This window comes from Actinophytocola sp. (assembly GCF_009379765.1).
In the GTDB taxonomy this organism is placed as follows: Bacteria; Actinomycetota; Actinomycetes; order Mycobacteriales; family Pseudonocardiaceae; genus Actinophytocola.
On sequence record NZ_WHTD01000072.1, the window covers coordinates 1 to 15,755 of the forward strand.

The 15,755-nt window shown below is 71.3% G+C and carries 14 protein-coding genes and 1 pseudogene; 10 read left to right on the forward strand and 5 right to left on the reverse strand.

Translation table 11 applies throughout. The annotated features are described in order from the left end of the window. From GEV28_RS21770 to GEV28_RS21790, 5 genes and pseudogenes are all read left to right on the forward strand, one after another. Positions 1-220, forward strand: a pseudogene (locus GEV28_RS21770) (hypothetical protein); the annotation flags it as partial. Beyond that, entirely contained in the window at positions 217-1,143 is a 927-nt protein-coding gene (gene miaA, locus GEV28_RS21775) for a tRNA (adenosine(37)-N6)-dimethylallyltransferase MiaA (protein ID WP_291413961.1), read from the forward strand. The pseudogene GEV28_RS21770 and the gene miaA, both read left to right, overlap by 4 nt. A 4-nt stretch (positions 1,144-1,147) precedes the next feature. Beyond that, positions 1,148-1,987 carry a diaminopimelate epimerase gene (gene dapF / locus GEV28_RS21780; RefSeq protein WP_291413962.1) on the forward strand — a complete coding sequence of 280 codons (840 nt, stop codon included), beginning with the start codon at positions 1,148-1,150 and terminating at the stop codon, positions 1,985-1,987. Between the two features lie 125 nt (positions 1,988-2,112). Beyond that, positions 2,113-3,525, forward strand: a complete 1,413-nt coding sequence (gene hflX / locus GEV28_RS21785; RefSeq protein WP_291413963.1) for a GTPase HflX — start codon at positions 2,113-2,115, stop codon at positions 3,523-3,525. Between the two features lie 55 nt (positions 3,526-3,580). Next, positions 3,581-4,609: a hypothetical protein gene (locus GEV28_RS21790; RefSeq protein ID WP_291413964.1), complete on the forward strand. Its 1,029-nt coding sequence runs from the start codon at positions 3,581-3,583 to the stop codon at positions 4,607-4,609. A 90-nt stretch (positions 4,610-4,699) separates the two neighbouring features. Here the strand turns inward: GEV28_RS21790 and lexA are convergent, their stop codons facing one another. Then, positions 4,700-5,398, reverse strand: coding sequence for a transcriptional repressor LexA (gene lexA / locus GEV28_RS21795; RefSeq protein WP_291413997.1), 699 nt, complete (start codon positions 5,396-5,398; stop codon positions 4,700-4,702). A 507-nt stretch (positions 5,399-5,905) separates the two neighbouring features. On the opposite strand from lexA, the gene GEV28_RS21800 reads away from it, so the two are divergent. The 4 genes from GEV28_RS21800 to GEV28_RS21815 all read left to right on the forward strand — a co-directional run bounded on the left by GEV28_RS21800 (position 5,906) and on the right by GEV28_RS21815 (position 12,433). Continuing rightward, the gene (locus GEV28_RS21800) at positions 5,906-6,340 is read left to right on the forward strand and encodes a LysM peptidoglycan-binding domain-containing protein (RefSeq protein WP_291413965.1); all 435 of its coding nucleotides are present in this window, start codon (positions 5,906-5,908) and stop codon (positions 6,338-6,340) included. A gap of 381 nt (positions 6,341-6,721) precedes the next feature. Continuing rightward, a complete protein-coding gene (gene nrdR, locus GEV28_RS21805) occupies positions 6,722-7,195 on the forward strand; it encodes a transcriptional regulator NrdR (protein ID WP_291413966.1) in 474 nt (157 codons plus the stop codon). A 384-nt stretch (positions 7,196-7,579) separates the two neighbouring features. Then, entirely contained in the window at positions 7,580-11,470 is a 3,891-nt protein-coding gene (locus GEV28_RS21810; protein ID WP_291413967.1) for a vitamin B12-dependent ribonucleotide reductase, read from the forward strand. A gap of 288 nt (positions 11,471-11,758) precedes the next feature. Then, positions 11,759-12,433 carry a ferritin-like domain-containing protein gene (locus GEV28_RS21815; RefSeq protein ID WP_291413968.1) on the forward strand — a complete coding sequence of 225 codons (675 nt, stop codon included), beginning with the start codon at positions 11,759-11,761 and terminating at the stop codon, positions 12,431-12,433. Here the strand turns inward: GEV28_RS21815 and GEV28_RS21820 are convergent. From GEV28_RS21820 to GEV28_RS21830, 3 genes are all read right to left on the reverse strand, one after another. After that, complete coding sequence (locus GEV28_RS21820; protein WP_291413969.1) at positions 12,385-13,305, reverse strand: NAD(P)-dependent oxidoreductase; 921 nt, start codon at positions 13,303-13,305, stop codon at positions 12,385-12,387. The genes GEV28_RS21815 and GEV28_RS21820 overlap by 49 nt on opposite strands. 162 nt (positions 13,306-13,467) lie before the next feature. Beyond that, positions 13,468-13,818: a hypothetical protein gene (locus tag GEV28_RS21825; protein WP_367115159.1), complete on the reverse strand. Its 351-nt coding sequence runs from the start codon at positions 13,816-13,818 to the stop codon at positions 13,468-13,470. 60 nt (positions 13,819-13,878) lie between these two features. Beyond that, complete coding sequence (locus GEV28_RS21830) at positions 13,879-14,250, reverse strand: DUF4267 domain-containing protein (RefSeq protein ID WP_291413971.1); 372 nt, start codon at positions 14,248-14,250, stop codon at positions 13,879-13,881. An 88-nt stretch (positions 14,251-14,338) separates the two neighbouring features. Here GEV28_RS21830 and GEV28_RS21835 point away from each other — a divergent pair, with 88 nt between their 5' ends. After that, the gene (locus GEV28_RS21835) at positions 14,339-14,902 is read left to right on the forward strand and encodes a TetR/AcrR family transcriptional regulator (protein WP_291413972.1); all 564 of its coding nucleotides are present in this window, start codon (positions 14,339-14,341) and stop codon (positions 14,900-14,902) included. Between the two features lie 40 nt (positions 14,903-14,942). On the opposite strand, the gene GEV28_RS21840 is transcribed toward GEV28_RS21835, so the two are convergent. After that, complete coding sequence (locus GEV28_RS21840) at positions 14,943-15,707, reverse strand: SDR family oxidoreductase (protein ID WP_291413973.1); 765 nt, start codon at positions 15,705-15,707, stop codon at positions 14,943-14,945. Positions 15,708-15,755: the final 48 nt, after the last annotated feature.

A 15,755-nucleotide genomic window follows, 5' to 3' on the forward strand; every position in this document is an offset into this window, starting at 1 on the left:
CGACGCCGTGCACGCCGCGCTCGCCGCCGCCGATCCCGACGCGCTGCTCGCGCTCGACGTCGACCTCGCCGCGGAGCTGGGTGCGGCCGGCCGGGCGCCGTGGCAGGTGCTGGCCGGCGTCGTCGGCGCGGACGGCCGGCGGTGGAAGAGCGTCGAGGCCCGCCAGCTCGTGCCGTTCGGCGTCGCCTACCACCTCGCGGTCTGGGACCCGGTCCGATGAGGCCGATCGCGATCGTCGGTCCGACCGCCACCGGCAAGTCCCAGCTCGGCATCGCGCTCGCCGAGGCACTGGGCGGCGAGGTCGTCAACACCGACGCGATACAGCTCTACCGCGGCATGGACATCGGCACCGCCAAGGTCACGGAGGCGGAGCGCCGTGGCGTCCCGCACCACCTGCTCGACGTCCTCGACGTTACCGAGACCGCGTCGGTGGCCGCCTACCAGCGCGACGCCCGCGCCGTCGTCGAGCGACTGCTGGCCGCCGACACGGTGCCGATCCTCGTCGGCGGCTCCGGCCTGTACGTCCGCGCGGTGCTCGACGACCTGGAGTTCCCCGGCACCGACCCCGAGATCCGCACCCGTCTCGAGGGCGAGCTGGCCCGGGTCGGCGCGGAGGTCCTGCACGCCCGGCTGACCAGCCAGGACCCCATCGCCGCCACCGCGATCCTCCCGACCAACGGCCGCCGGGTCGTCCGCGCCCTCGAGGTCATCGAGCTGACCGGCCGCCCGTTCTCGGCGACGATGCCGAGACCGGGCCCGGCCCGCTACGACACCGTCCAGCTCGGCCTGGACACCGACACCGACGAGCTCGACCGCCGCGTCGACACCCGGGTGGCCGGCATGTTCGACGCGGGCCTGGTCGAGGAGGTCCGCACGCTGCTGCCCCAGGGTCTTCGGGACGGCCGCACCGCGTCCCGCGCGCTCGGCTACCGGCAGGTCATCGACGCCTTGGACAACGGTGCCGACCACGCCGGCGACCACGCCGACCACGCCGCCGACATGGCCGTGGCGGCCGCCGCGACCGCCCAGCTCACCCGGCGGTTCGTCCGCCGCCAGCGCTCCTGGTTCCGCCGCGACCAGCGCGTCCACTGGCTCGACGCCACCCGCCCCGACCTGGTCGAAGCCGCCGCCGCGTTAGCCTGACGGGGTGGGTATCCCGTTTCTCAAAGGCCACGGCACGGAGAACGACTTCGTGCTGCTGCCCGACCTCGACGCGTCCCTCGACCTGACCGCCGCCAGGGTCCGCGCGCTCTGCGACCGGCGGGCCGGGCTGGGCGCGGACGGGGTGCTGCGCGTCGTGCGCGCGAAGGCCGTCGAGCACCGTCCGTCCGATGTGGACGGCATCGACGCCGACATGTGGTTCATGGACTACCGCAACGCCGACGGCTCCATCGCCGAGATGTGCGGCAACGGCGTCCGCGTGTTCGCCCGCTACCTCGTCGACGCGGGCCTGGTCACCACCGGTGAGTTCCCCGTCGGCAGCCGGGCGGGCGCCCGCGCGGTCGTGATCCGTCCCGACGGGGAGGTGGCCGTCGACATGGGCCCGTCCCGGGTCCTCGGTGAGTCTGCCGCGACCGTCACCGGGACCACGTACGACGGCGTCGCCGTGGACGTCGGCAACCCGCACCTGGTCTGCGAGGTCGACGACCTCGGGCTCGACCTCACCACCCGGCCCGGCTACGACCCCGCGGTGTTCCCCGAAGGGGTGAACCTCGAGTTCGTCGTGGTGGAGGCCCCGGACCGGCTGCGCATGCGGGTGCACGAGCGTGGCGTGGGGGAGACCCGCTCCTGCGGCACCGGCACGGTCGCCGCGGTCACCGGTGTCCTGCACCGCCGCGGTGAGAAAACCGGCGCGGCCGACGTGTTCGTGCCGGGCGGAAAGGTGCACGTGGAGGTCGGGGAAAACACCTGTACGCTCACCGGACCGGCCGATTTCGTGGCCCGCGGTGAGCTCGATCGGGCCTGGTGGGACGGCATCCAGGAATAACCCGGTCGATCCGGTCGCTGAACCGTGCGACGATTGAGTCAGCACATTCGCCACATCCGGGAGGGTTTCACCACGTGACAGAGAATCTCAATCAGCGGCAAACCGACGCGCATGCGGACAACGGGTTGACTGACCTGGCTGAGCTCTCTGCAGGTGAATTCGAGCTCTCCGACCGTGCGGCACTGCGTCGCGTCGCCGGGTTGTCCACCGAGCTCGCCGACATCACCGAGGTCGAGTACCGCCGGCTGCGGCTGGAGCGGGTCGTCCTGGTCGGGGTGTGGACGGAAGGCTCCGCCGCTCAGTCGGACGCGTCGCTCGCCGAGCTGGCCAGGCTCGCCGAGACCGCGGGCTCCCAGGTCCTCGACGGCCTCGTGCAGCGCCGCGACCGGCCCGACCCGGCCACCTACGTCGGGTCCGGCAAGGTCCGGGAGCTGTCCGGCATGGTCGCGTCCGCGGGCGCGGACACGGTCATCTGCGACGGCGAGCTCTCGCCGAGCCAGCTACGCCAGCTGGAGGAGAGGCTCAAGGTCAAGGTCATCGACCGGACGGCGTTGATCCTGGACATCTTCGCCCAGCACGCGCGGTCCAAGGAAGGCAAGGCCCAGGTCGAGCTGGCTCAGCTGCAGTACTTCCTCCCGCGCCTGCGCGGTTGGGGTGCGGCGCTGTCCCGGCAGGCCGGTGGCCGGGCCGGCGGCAGCAACGGCGGGGTCGGTGTGCGTGGTCCCGGTGAGACCAAGATCGAGACCGACCGCAGGCGCATCCGGGCCAAGATCTCCAAGCTGCGCAAGGAGATCGCCGCGATGAGCACGGTGCGCGACACCAAGCGCGGCCGCCGGATCGCGAACGAGGTCCCCAGCGTCGCCATCGCCGGGTACACCAACGCCGGCAAGTCGAGCCTGCTCAACGCGCTGACCGGGGCCGGGGTCCTGGTGGAGGACGCACTGTTCGCCACCCTGGACGCCACCGTGCGGCGCACCACCACGCCCGACGGGCTGTCCTACACGCTCACCGACACGGTCGGCTTCGTGCGGCACCTGCCGCACCAGCTGGTCGAGGCCTTCCGGTCCACTTTGGACGAGGTGGCGGACGCCGACCTCATCCTGCACGTGGTGGACGGCGCCGATCCCAACCCGGAGTGGCAGGTCGAGGCGGTCCGCGAGGTGCTCGGCGAGATCGCCGACCGCCGGGACGAGGGGCTGCCCACCGAGCTCGTCGTGGTCAACAAGATCGACGCCACCGACGAGGTGGCACTGGCCCGGCTGCGGCACCTGCTGCCCGGCGCGATGTTCGTCTCCGCGCACTCCGGGGTGGGCATCGCGGAGCTGCGCGAGCGGCTCGCCGAGCTGCTCCCGCGGCCCAGCGTCGAGGTCGAGGTGCTGGTCCCGTACACGCGCGGCGAGCTGGTCGCGCGGGTGCACCGGGACGGCGAGGTGCTGGCCGAGCGCCACACCGAGCAGGGCACCGTCCTGCAGGCGAAGGTCAAGGCGGACCTGGCCGGGATGTTGGAGAACTTCTCGGTCAACGGCACGTCCGCCTGAGGCGTTTCCGCTGCTGGCGCTACCGTGAACCCTGAGCGGGCCACGGAGGTGTCAGGTGCGGGCAGTAGTACTCGCGGCGGTGCTGCTGGCGGGGCTGGCGTCCCCGGCAGCAGCCCTTGCCCAGCCCCAACCGGCCGCTCCGGTCGTGAGGTGCACGATGACCGACCCGCGGTTGGCCGAGCTGTCCGGCCTGGTGGCGGACGGCGACCGGTGGTACGCGGTCAACGACGGCGGCACCGCGGTCACGGTCTTCGTGCTCACCAAGGACTGCGCGATCGAGCGCGAGATCGTCGGCTCCGTCGATCCCTACGACGTCGAGGATCTCGGCCGCGGGCCGGACGGCACCTTCTGGCTGTCCGACACCGGCGACAACGACCTCGACCGCAAGACGGTCGCGCTGATCTCGCTGACCGCGGACGGCGCGGCGACGCTGTACCGGCTGACCTATCCGGACGGTCCACATGACACGGAGGCGATCCTCGTCGACCGGGCCGGCACGCCGTACCTGGTCACCAAGTCCACCTTGGGCACCGCGGGTGTCTACCGCCCGGCGGCCGAGCTCGCGAGCCCCGGCCCGACCGCGCTCGAGCAGGTCGGCACCGTGCGGATCTCCGCCACCGACACCCCCGGCGGCCCGGTGCCGAACATCATCGGCTCGGTGGCGATCACCGGCGGCGCGATGAACGCCGACGGCACGGTGCTGGCGCTGCGGACGTACACGGACGCCTACGTCTACGCGGTGGCGGACGGCGACGTGCCCGCGGCCCTCACGACGGCGCCGGTGCGGGTGCCGCTGCCCGGTGAGGCCCAGGGCGAGGCCATAGCGTTCGAGCCGGACGGCACCCTGGTGTCGGCGTCGGAGAACACCGGCCAGCCGATCCGGGCGGTCCCCGGCGCGGCCTCCCTCGTGGCGCCCCCGGACCCGCCCGAGGACACCCGGGCCGCCGACAAGCGGCCGTTGGGGGGGACCAGCGGGCAGTCAGGGGGAGAGGACGGGTTGCCGGCCCTGCCGGCCGCCGCGTTCACCGTCGTGCTCGTGGGAGGCGTCTTCCTGTTCTTCCGCCGGCGCGCGCGCCGGCGCTGACCGCGTCGCCCTCGACCGGGACGCGCTCGCCGACCGGGCCCGCCGTGCGACGGCAGACGGGCGCCCGGTCGGCTTCGCGCAGACGCGTGGTCAGAGCCGGCGCAGGACCGCGACCACCTTGCCGAGGATCGTCGCGTCGTCGCCGGGGATCGGGTCGTAGGCCTCGTTGTGCGGCATCAGCCAGACGTGGCCGTCCTTGCGCTTGAACGTCTTGACGGTCGCCTCGCCGTCGATCATCGCGGCGACGATGTCCCCGTTGTCCGCGGTCTGCTCCTTGCGTACCACGACCCAGTCCTGGTCGGTGATGGCCGCGTCGACCATCGAGTCACCGGTGACCCGCAGCAGGAACAGCGACCCCTCGCCGACGAGCTCCTTCGGCAGGGGGAACACGTCCTCCACGGCCTCCTCTGCGAGGATCGGACCACCGGCGGCGATCCGCCCGAGGACCGGCACGTAGGTGGGACGCGGTGGCGCGTCCGCGCCGTCGGCCGGGTCGTCCATGGTGTCCTCGCCGACCAGCGTGGTGGCGCCGACCTCGCCCGGCGGCACGGGCACGGCGTCCGCCGGCAGGACCCCGATGGCCCGCGGCCGGTTGGGGTCGCGGCGCAGGTAGCCCTTCTGCTCCAGAGCGCGCAGCTGGTAGGCGACCGACGAGGTGGAGGTGAGCCCGACGGCCTCACCGATCTCCCGCACGCTCGGCGGGTAGCCGAACCGCTCCACCCAGGTCCGGATCACCTCGAGCACCTCCCGCTGCCGGGCGGGAAGCTCGACGTCGCCGCCGTGGTTCAGGTCCGGGAAGCTGCGTAGGTTTCCCTTGAGGGGCTTCCGCTTGGGGACACCCTTGGGTATTCCTCCGGGTTTGCGTGGCACTGCCCTGCCTCCCTGCGCGCCGGCCGTGTGTTCGAACGACCGGATGTGACCGACTGTTTCAACTGCGACTTCGACGTTAACCGGCCGCCCCGACGAGATCAAACACCTGTTCGACGACACGCCGGATGGTTCTCGTTTTTGTCGGTCCCCCGTGATACAAATTCGCACGAGGGTTCGATCGAACCCCTGTTCGATCTTCGGGCAGGCGTTCGAACGCGTCAGGAGGCAGCCATGAGCGACCTTGCGAGCGAAGCATTGTCACGCGCCGACCGCGCGCGACTCGACGGAGCCCGCGACGGGCGCCGTGAGTGGGCCGCCGGTGTCTGGACTGACGAGCAGCGGAGTGAGGAACGAACGAGCAGCGCAGGAGGGAAGACACCGGGAGCAGGCCCGCGAACCGGCGAGCGGAGCGAGTCAGGGTCACAGGTGCGGCACCGCCTGCCGGTGCAGCGCACGGCGTCCGCCTACCCGGTGCCTGTCGTGGACCCGCCCCTTCGGCGGGCGCGATCGCTGGCCCCGCCCACCCGGCGGCGGGTCGCCGGGGCGCCTCGGGTGGTCGCTCGGGCGGCGTGCGTGGTTCGGCAGCCGCGGCTGCCGGTCCGGTGGATGCTCGCCGTCGCCGGCGTCGTCTGCCTCGCCGTCGTGGGCCTCGGGATGCTGTCCGGCGCCGGGGCGTCCTCCGTGCCGGACCGGACCACCGTGGTCCGGGTCCAGTCGGGCGAGAGTCTGTGGGAGCTCGCCGGCCGGGTGGCGCCGGGGTCGGACCCGTCGGCCGTGGTGGATCGGATCCGGGAGCTCAACGGCGGGCTCACCGGGGGTGTCAGGCCGGGACAGCCGCTGAACGTGCCCACCGCCGGCTGACCCTCCTGGCCCGCGAGTCCCCGTTCCCGCACCGTGAGTCCCCCGTTGGGTGGGGGACTCACGAGTTCTGCGTCAGCACTCTGGGTCTGGCGCCGATACCCGTCAGGCCGACGTCGCGGCTCTCGCGCGGCTGACGGCGGCCGGTGTCACCACCGCGGGTGACCGCCGCGCCGAGTGACCTGGGCGACATCATCTCTTCCGCGTGTCGCACTGTGGGCGACTTGCATCATGTGGCGTCTGGACGTACCGTCGACCCCAACATCTAGTAGTTACAGTGCTGTAGTTAGTCCACAGGTTGGGCTTAGTTGTCCACCGGCCATCCACAAGATGATCACCAGGTGGGCTTCACGGCGGTCCAAAACTTCGCGAGGGGTGATCCTGGTGAGATGTCCGTTCTGCCGCCATTCGGACTCCAGGGTCGTCGACTCCCGTGAGGTGGACGAGGGCCAGGTCATCCGGCGGCGCCGGTCCTGTGCCAAGTGCAGCCGGCGGTTCACCACGGTGGAGGAGGCGGTACTGGCAGTGGTGAAGCGCTCCGGTGTCACCGAGCCGTTCAGCCGGGAGAAGGTCGTCACCGGGGTACGCCGTGCCTGCCAGGGCCGACCGGTCGACGAGGACGCCCTGCAGCAGCTGGCCCAGCGGGTCGAGGAGACGATCCGCGCGACGGGCGCCGCCGAGGTGCCGAGCCATGAGGTGGGTCTCGCGATCCTCGGCCCGCTGCGCGAGCTCGACGAGGTCGCCTACCTCCGGTTCGCGAGCGTCTACCGCTCGTTCTCCTCCATCGAGGACTTCGAGAAGGAGATCGCCGGTCTGCGGGTGGCGATCGCCGAGAACGCGGAGCACGAGGGGACATGAGCGGAGCCCGCGGAGCGAACCGTCAACACTCATGCCACCACCGAGTCCGCGCAGGGCGCCGGTGTAGCGGAGCCTGCGGAGCGTTCCGGCGCCACGCAGCGGAGGAGGGGGTGGCATGAGCGGAGCTCGCGGAGCGAACCGTCAACACTCATGCCACCACCGAGTCCGCGCAGGGCGCCGGTGTAGCGGAGCCTGCGGAGCGTTCCGGCGCCACGCAGCGGAGGAGGGGGTGGCATGAGTCGGTCGAGACGGCGTGGCGCGGTTGGCCGGCAGCAACGGATCAGGCAGCGGTACAGGCCACAGCAGACGGTGCCGGAGCAGATAGTGGCGTCGATGGCGACGTCGATGCCAGTGCGAGCGGGTAACGAGGGAGAGGGGCTGGTCATGACGGAGACGGTCGGAGCGTCAACGGGGCAGGACGCCCGGGAGGCGACCGGGCTCACCGTGCGGCGCGTGCACACCACCGAGGGCGTGCACCCGTACGACGAGGTCACCTGGGAACAGCGCGACGTGGTGATGACCAACTGGCGCGACGGGACGGTGAACTTCGAGCAGCGGGGCGTGGAGTTCCCGGAGTTCTGGTCGGTCAACGCGACGAACATCGTCACCAGCAAGTACTTCCGGGGCGCGGCGGGCACCCCGGTACGCGAGCACTCGCTGCGCCAGCTCATCGACCGGGTCGTCAAGGCCTATGTGGACGCCGGCACCCGGCACGGGTACTTCACCACGCCGCGGGACGCCGAGATCTTCGAGCACGAGCTGATCTGGATGCTCATGCACCAGGTGTTCAGCTTCAACTCGCCGGTCTGGTTCAACGTCGGCACCTCGTCGCCGCAGCAGGTGTCGGCGTGTCTCCCGTACGAGGCTCTGGTGAGCACCCCCGCAGGGATGGTTCCGATCGGAAAGCTGGTCGAGGACGATGCCGTGGGCACCAAGGTGTACGACGCGCACGGCCTGACTCGGATCGTCGCGACGAAGGACAACGGGGTCATGGAGGTTCTGCGGGTTCGCACCAAGGCGGGGCACGAGCTGGACGTGACCGCTGACCACCTGGTCTGGCGGGCGAGCGGCCAGGGCACCGGCAGCTTCGTGCCGGCCGGTGAGCTGCGCGTCGGTGACAAGCTCGAGTGGCACCGCCGGCCGTCCTTCGGTGAAACGGAGATCACCCGGCGGGAGGTCGCCGAGGCGGCCCTCGCCGGCTGGCTCCAGTCCGACGGATTCGTTGGGCAGTACAGCGGCACCAACCGGTCGTTGACGATCGAGGCGATGACGGTTACCGACGCCGAGCTCGCCTGGGTTCACGACGCGCTCGACATGGTGTTCCCCGATGTTCACCGGCACGAGCGGAAGGTGCCCACACAGGACACCCAGCTGGACTGCCGGCGCACCCGGCTGTACGGGAACGTGCTCACCGAGTTCGTCGACCAGTGGAGGCTGCGTACCCGGGGCACCGAGATGGAGGTGCCCGAGCGGCTGTACACGGCACCCCTTCCTGTTGTCGCCGCCTACCTGCGCAGCCTGTTCCAGGCCGAGGGCTACGTCTCGGCGCGGGACCGGTCGACGCTGGTTGGTCTCGACATGATCAGCGAGCGGCTGGTCCGCGGTACCCAGGCGCTTCTGGCGCGGTTCGGCATCTTCGCGCGGGTCAGGCGCGAGCAGGAGAAGCGAACCGACCGGCACGACCTGTGGGGGATCAGGATCCAGAACGCCGGTGACCGGCGGATCTTCGCGGACGAGATCGGCTTCCTCGACCCGGTGAAGACGGCCGAGCTGGAAGCGTCCTTCGCCCTGCCCGGGATCCCGGCGCGAGACGTGCAGCGGTTGGAGATCGCGAGCATCGAGAGCCGCGGCGACCTGCCGGTCTATGACATCCAGACCGAGAGTGGCGAGTTCCTCGCCGCGAACCTGCGGGTGCACAACTGTTTCATCCTCGCGGTCGACGACACCATGGACTCGATCCTCAACTGGTACCGCGAGGAGGGCCTGATCTTCAAAGGCGGCTCCGGCGCCGGACTCAACCTCTCCCGGATCCGCTCGTCCAAGGAACTGCTGTCCTCCGGCGGCACCGCGTCCGGCCCGGTCTCCTTCATGCGTGGCGCCGACGCGTCCGCAGGCACCATCAAGTCCGGCGGCGCCACCCGGCGCGCGGCCAAGATGGTCGTGCTCGACGTCGACCACCCGGACGTCGAGGAGTTCATCGAGACCAAGGCCAAGGAGGAGGAGAAGATCCGCGTCCTGCGCGACGCGGGCTTCGACATGGACCTCGGCGGCGCCGACATCACCTCGGTGCAGTACCAGAACGCCAACAACTCGATCCGCGTCTCCGACGAGTTCATGCACGCGGTCGACGCCGGCAACGACTTCGGGCTGCGTGCCCGCACCACCGGCGAGATCCTCGAGCGGGTCGACGCCAAGTCGCTCTTCCGCAAGATGGCGCAGGCCGCGTGGGCGTGCGCCGACCCGGGCATCCAGTACGACGACACGATCAACGACTGGCACACCTGCCCGGAGTCCGGCCGGATCACCGCGTCCAACCCGTGCAGCGAGTACCTGCACCTGGACAACTCCAGCTGCAACCTCGCGTCGCTGAACCTGATGAAGTTCCTGCGCCAGGACGGCACGTTCGACGCGGAGCTGTTCTCCCGCTCGGTCGAGCTCGTCATCACCGCGATGGACATCTCCATCTGCTTCGCGGACTTCCCGACCGAGCCGATCGGCGACACCACCCGCAAGTTCCGTCAGCTGGGCATCGGCTACGCCAACCTGGGCGCGCTGCTGATGGCCACCGGCCACGCGTACGACTCCGAGGGCGGCCGCGCGCTCGCGGCGAGCATCTCCTCGCTGATGACCGGCACCGCCTACCGCCGGTCCGCCGAGCTCGCCGGTGTCGTCGGCGCGTACGAGGGTTACGCCCGCAACGCCGAGGCGCACCAGCGGGTCATGCGCAAGCACGCCGCGGCCAACGACCTCGTCCGCACCTACCACGCCAACGACTCCGCGGTGCAGCGCCTGGCCACCCGCGAGTGGCAGCGTGGCCTGCAGGTCGGCGCCGAGCACGGGTGGCGCAACGCGCAGGCGGCCGTGCTCGCGCCCACCGGCACCATCGGCCTGATGATGGACTGCGACACCACCGGGATCGAGCCCGACCTCGCGCTGGTCAAGTTCAAGAAGCTGGTCGGCGGCGGCTCGATGCAGATCGTCAACCAGACCGTGCCGCGCGCGCTGAAGGCGCTGGGCTACCAGGACGAGCAGATCGAGGCCATCGTCGAGTTCATCGCCGAGCAGGGCCACGTCATCGACGCGCCCGGCCTGCGCAAGGAGCACTACGAGGTGTTCGACTGCGCGATGGGCGAGCGCTCGATCGCCCCGATGGGCCACGTGCGGATGATGGCCGCGGTGCAGCCCTTCATCTCGGGTGCCATCTCCAAGACGGTGAACATGCCGGAGGCGGCCACCGTCGAGGACGTCGAGCAGATCTACTTCGAGGGCTGGAAGCTCGGCCTCAAGGCGCTCGCGATCTACCGGGACAACTGCAAGGTCGGCCAGCCGCTGTCGGCGGGCAAGGGTGCCAACAAGGGTGGCGCCGCGGAGCGCGAGACGGTCATCGAGTACCGCCCGGTGCGCAAGCGCCTGCCGAAGAAGCGCCCCTCGCAGACGGTGTCGTTCACCGTCGGTGGCGCCGAGGGCTACCTGCACGCGGGCTCGTACCCGGATGACGGCCTCGGCGAGATCTTCGTGAAGCTCGGCAAGCAGGGTTCCACGCTGGCCGGCGTGATGGACGCCTTCTCCATGTCCATCTCGGTCGGGCTCCAGTACGGCATCCCGCTGGAGTTCTACGTCTCGAAGTTCCAGAACCTCCGCTTCGAGCCGGCCGGCATGACCGACGACCCGGACGTCCGGATCGCCACGAGCGTGCTCGACTACCTGTTCCGCAGGCTCGCGCTGGACTACCTGCCGTACGAGAAGCGGGCCCAGCTGGGCGTGTTCACCGCGGACGAGCGGGCCGCCCAGGTCAACAACGACTACGGCACGTCGTCCGACGTGGACCTGGAGGGCCTGCGCACCTCGGTCGACGCCTCCCCGGCCCGCCCGGCCGTCGAGGCGGCGAAGTCGGAGCCGCAGATCGTGGAGGCGCACAGCTCGACCGAGCTGCTGGAGCTCCACCTGGGCAAGGCGGCCGACGCGCCCCTGTGCATGACCTGCGGCACGAAGATGCGCCCGGCAGGCTCGTGCTACGTCTGCGAAGGCTGCGGCTCGACCTCCGGCTGCAGCTGACCCGAGCGCCGCGGTAGGTAAGTCACCTGGTCAGAGCCGGGGTTGCGACCGCGACCCCGGCTCCGGCTCAGCTGGTCCGTTCGGGACCGACCGGGGAGGCCGGCATGTCGGCTGTTCACTTCGTTCGACGAGCGATCGCCAGGCCGCAGCGCTTCTGGACCGCGGGCAGCTGACCACGCTGGCAGTTGGATGAACAGCGCACGTGGCGAACAGGGTGCGCTCCGCCAGTACTCAACGTTCGTTCCTCCCATCCGTCCTTCAATAGGGGACGGATGGGAGGAACGTTTCATGGGGATGTTCGACAGGTGGATCCAGGACTTCGAAACCGCGGCCGAGCGCAGGCAGCACGTCGGTGATCCGGACTGGTCCCGCGGTGCGCGGCTGCACCCGGCGATCATCCGCAGTGTGCAGCGGTTCCAGGTCGGCGAGTCGGGGGACGGCGCCAACCTCATCAGCAAGGCCGGCGGTGCCGGCGACGCCGAGTACGCCATCGCCGTCAAGCTGTTCGTCCTCGAGGAGCAGAACCACGCCCGGCTCCTGGCCGAGCTCCTGGCCGCGGCCGACGCGCCGACCATCGCGAGCCATTGGAGCGACACGATCTTCGTGTGGCTCCGGCGCGCGCTGGGGCTGCGGCTCGAGCTGCTCGTGCTGATGGTCGCCGAGGTCGTGGCGCTCGGGTACTACCGGGCGCTCCGCGACGGCACCACCGACCCGCTGACGATCGTGGTCGCGGGCCGCATCCTCGCCGACGAGGAGCGCCACGTGCCGTTCCACCTCGACCGGCTGCGCGGGGCGTTCCCCCGAGCGGCCCGCCCGGCCATCAACGCGGGCTGGCGGCTTCTGCTGGCCGGCGCGGCGACGGCCGTCGCCGTCGATCACGGGCCGGCGCTGCGCCGCCTCGGGATGACTCGCCGTCAGTTCGTCGGCGAGGTGCTCGTCAAGGTCGCCAAGCCCTGCCGGTAGCCGGGGTACGCCGGCGCCCAGCCCAGCTCGCGGCGTGCCTTGTCGTTGGACAGCCGGATGCGCGTGCCGGACAGCAGCGAGTGCAGGTACGGCGTCGCATGCAGGAACCAACCGGGGATTCGCAGCGGCCGCCGGGCGCCGGCGGCCGCTGCGACGGCGTCGATGTAGTCGGCCATGTCGACCGGCTCGTCGTCCACGACGTTGTACGCCTCGCCGGCACCGCCACGCTCCAGCGCGGCCACGGTCGCCGACGCCGCGTCGGCGATATGGATCAGGTGCATGGTGGCCGACGGGCGGGGGACCGGCAGCATCCGCTTGCGGGCCATCGCCATCATCCGGAAGGTCGACGGCTCCGGACCGTAGAACAGTCCGTACCGCAACGCGATCCCGCCCGCACCGCGCACCTGGTCCTCATTGGACCGAAGCGCCCGCAGGTGGCGGTCGAACGGACCGCCGGTGAGCTCCGCGAACGGCGCCTCCTCGGTGAGCGTCACCGGCCCGTGGTCGCCCCACCCGTAGCCGAGGAAGAGTGACTGCGTGAGGAAACGCGTCGCGCCGACGAGTTCCGCGGCGCGCAGGAGGTTCCGCGTGCCCACCTCCCGCAGCTCGTCGGTCGCGTACAGGTCGCGGTGGCGGGTCGGCGTTCGGGTGATCGCGGTCGCCTCGTGGATCACCGCGTCCGCGGTCACGCCGTCGAGTGCCGCGAGCAGCCCGTCGCCGTCCATGACGTCCGCGACGACCGGCCGCACATCCGGCACTCGCAGCCGCGCCGGGTCGCGGGTGAGGCCGAGCACCGTGTGGCCGGCCGCCCGCAGCCGCGGCACCAGCTCGCTCGCGATCGTGCCGGTCGCGCCGGCCAGGATGACTCTCATCCCCACCTCCCATCGGCGCGGCCGCCGCACCCGGACGACGAGCCCGGCCGCCGCGATGGTCGCGACCACCAGCAGTGGTCGCGCGCGTGCGGCGCGTCGCCACCATAACGCGGATCGCGGCCGGGTGGAGCTACGCCTCCGCGCGGGCCTTGAGCGCGGCGTTCAGCGCGTGGAAGTCGCGTTCGGTCTGCGAGATGACTTTGCCCAGCACGCGAACCAGCAACCCGCGGAACCGCTCGCTGTGGACGACCTCGGTCCGCCCGCCGTCGGGCGCGGTGAGCGCGAACAGGTGCTCGGCGGCGAACAGGCCCGGCGTCGACATCGTGCCGAGCCACCGGAGCTCCGTGGGCTCCCGCGCCGCGAGCACGATCGGCGTGCAGGTACGGGGCGTACTGCCGTTGCCGGGGACCATGTACAGGCTGAGCCTCGCGCCCTCGACGAGTCCCCGGAAGCCTTCTGGATGAACGGGTTCCAGCTCGGGTACCCGGCGAGGTCCGTGAGCACGGCCCACACCGCGGCGGGCTCGGCGTCGATCTCGACGGACGTGCGGATGGTGCGCATCGGGCCGGGACTCTAGCCGAGCAGCAGCAGGGCAGAGGTCACGACCAGGGCGGCCGCGGTGCCGCCGTGCATGCCGTACGCCAGCGGCTTCGAGCCGCGGTAGCGGAGCACGACCAGCATGTCGCCGGCCGGAATGAGCGCGGTGACCAGCACGAACCAGGCCAGCGTCGTCGGCGACGCGACCACCAGCATCGTCAGCGTCAGCAGGCCGATGCCGATGTCGCGCACGCCCTTGAGGTTGAGCCACGACCGGAACGCCTCGCGCGGCCAGTCCGGCAGCCCGAAGGTCGCCGCGCTCGCGTAGGGCGCCAGCACGTAACGCAGGCCGATGAACACGATGCCGAGACCGCCGAGCGCGGTCAGGATATCCGCGGCAATGATCACGACTACTCCTTGATCTAGCACTGTTAGGTGACGTAGCGATGCTAGCACTAGTGGTGCTAGCTGAGCTAGCGCTGCTATTGTCGACGTCGTGACGAGACGAGAGCGAGAACGAGCCGAACGGCACGACCTGATCGTGCGCACCGCGCGCGAGCTGGCGGAGGCCGAGGGCTGGGCGGCGGTCACCACGCGTCGTCTTGCGGACCTCATCGAGTACAGCCAACCGGTGCTGTACAGCCATTTCGCCGGCAAGGACGCCATCGTCGCCGCGGTGGCCGTCGAGGGCTTCGCCGAGCTGGCGGACGCCGTCGACCGCGCCCGCACGGCCGTCGGCTCCCCACCGGACGCGGTCCACGCGGTGGCCGAGGCGTACGTCGACTTCGCCGAGACCAACCCGGCCGTCTACGACGCGATGTTCAGCCGGGCCGCCGGCCTGCCGTTCGCCCGCCCCGACGCGCCCGTCCCGCTGCGCGACGCCTTCGCCGGGCTGCGCGCGACCGTCGCGCCGGTGGCCGGCACCCGCGACCCGGACGTCCTGACCGAGGTCGCGTGGGGCGCCCTGCACGGCCTGGTGACCCTCGAGCGGGACGGCCGCCTGTCCGACGGCAACCACGCCGGCCGCCTCGCCACGACCGTCGCGCTGCTGCTCGGGTAGCCCGCGCCGTGCGTCGCGGTCACCGGCGGGCGGCCGGTGATCACAGCCCGCCGCTGACCCGCACCAGCTCGCCGGTCACCCCGGTGTTCAGTGGGGAGCCGAGGAACGCGACCGTCGGTACCACCTCCGCCGGTCCCAGCAGCCGGCGGATCGGGGACGCCGACTCGCGGGCGGTGCGGGCGGCGGCGGGCAGTACCGCCTCGATGTGCTCGGTGAGCGTCGTTCCGGGGAGCACCGCGTTCACCAGGATCCCCGCCGGGCCGAGCTCCTTCGTGAGCGTCCTGACCAGGCCGTGCAGTGCCGCCTTCGCGGTGGCCAGCGCCGCCGCGAAGGGCTGGCCGTCCAGGGCCGACGTGCCGGACACCAGCACGATCCGCCCGAAGCCCTGTGCCCGCATCACCGGCACCACCGCCTGCGCCACCGCGTACGGTCCGTCGACGTTCGCCCGCAGGAACGGCTGCCACGAGGACGCCGCCAGCTCCTCGAACGCCGTCGGCGGCCACAGCGTGAGCCCGTTCGTGTCGAGCGCGTTGCTCACCAGCACGTCGAGCCGGCCCCACCGGTCGACCACCGACCCGACGGCCGACCGGATCGACTCGTGGTCGGCCAGGTCCAACGGCACCGCCGCGGCCGTGCCGCCCGCGGCGGCGATCTCGGCGACCACCGCGGCCGCGGCGTCCGCTGCGGACCGGTAGCTGACCGCCACTCGCGCACCCTCGCGCGCGAGCAGCAGGGCGGCGGCGCGGCCGATGCCACGCGAGCCGCCGGTGACCAGGGCGACGCGTTCCGAGAGCTGGAGGTCCATGTCACCGTTGTAGCACTAATTGGAAGATTCTTCCAGTTAGTACGCTCG

Excerpts from the sequence above, each read along its gene's own strand:
- GEV28_RS21810 (WP_291413967.1), top strand. The coding sequence starts at position 7,580 with ATGACGGAGACGGTCGGAGCGTCAACGGGGCAGGACGCCCGGGAGGCG.
- GEV28_RS21820 (WP_291413969.1), bottom strand. The coding sequence starts at position 13,305 with ATGAGAGTCATCCTGGCCGGCGCGACCGGCACGATCGCGAGCGAGCTG.
- miaA (WP_291413961.1), top strand. The coding sequence starts at position 217 with ATGAGGCCGATCGCGATCGTCGGTCCGACCGCCACCGGCAAGTCCCAG.
- GEV28_RS21815 (WP_291413968.1), top strand. The coding sequence starts at position 11,759 with ATGGGGATGTTCGACAGGTGGATCCAGGACTTCGAAACCGCGGCCGAG.
- GEV28_RS21840 (WP_291413973.1), bottom strand. The coding sequence starts at position 15,707 with ATGGACCTCCAGCTCTCGGAACGCGTCGCCCTGGTCACCGGCGGCTCG.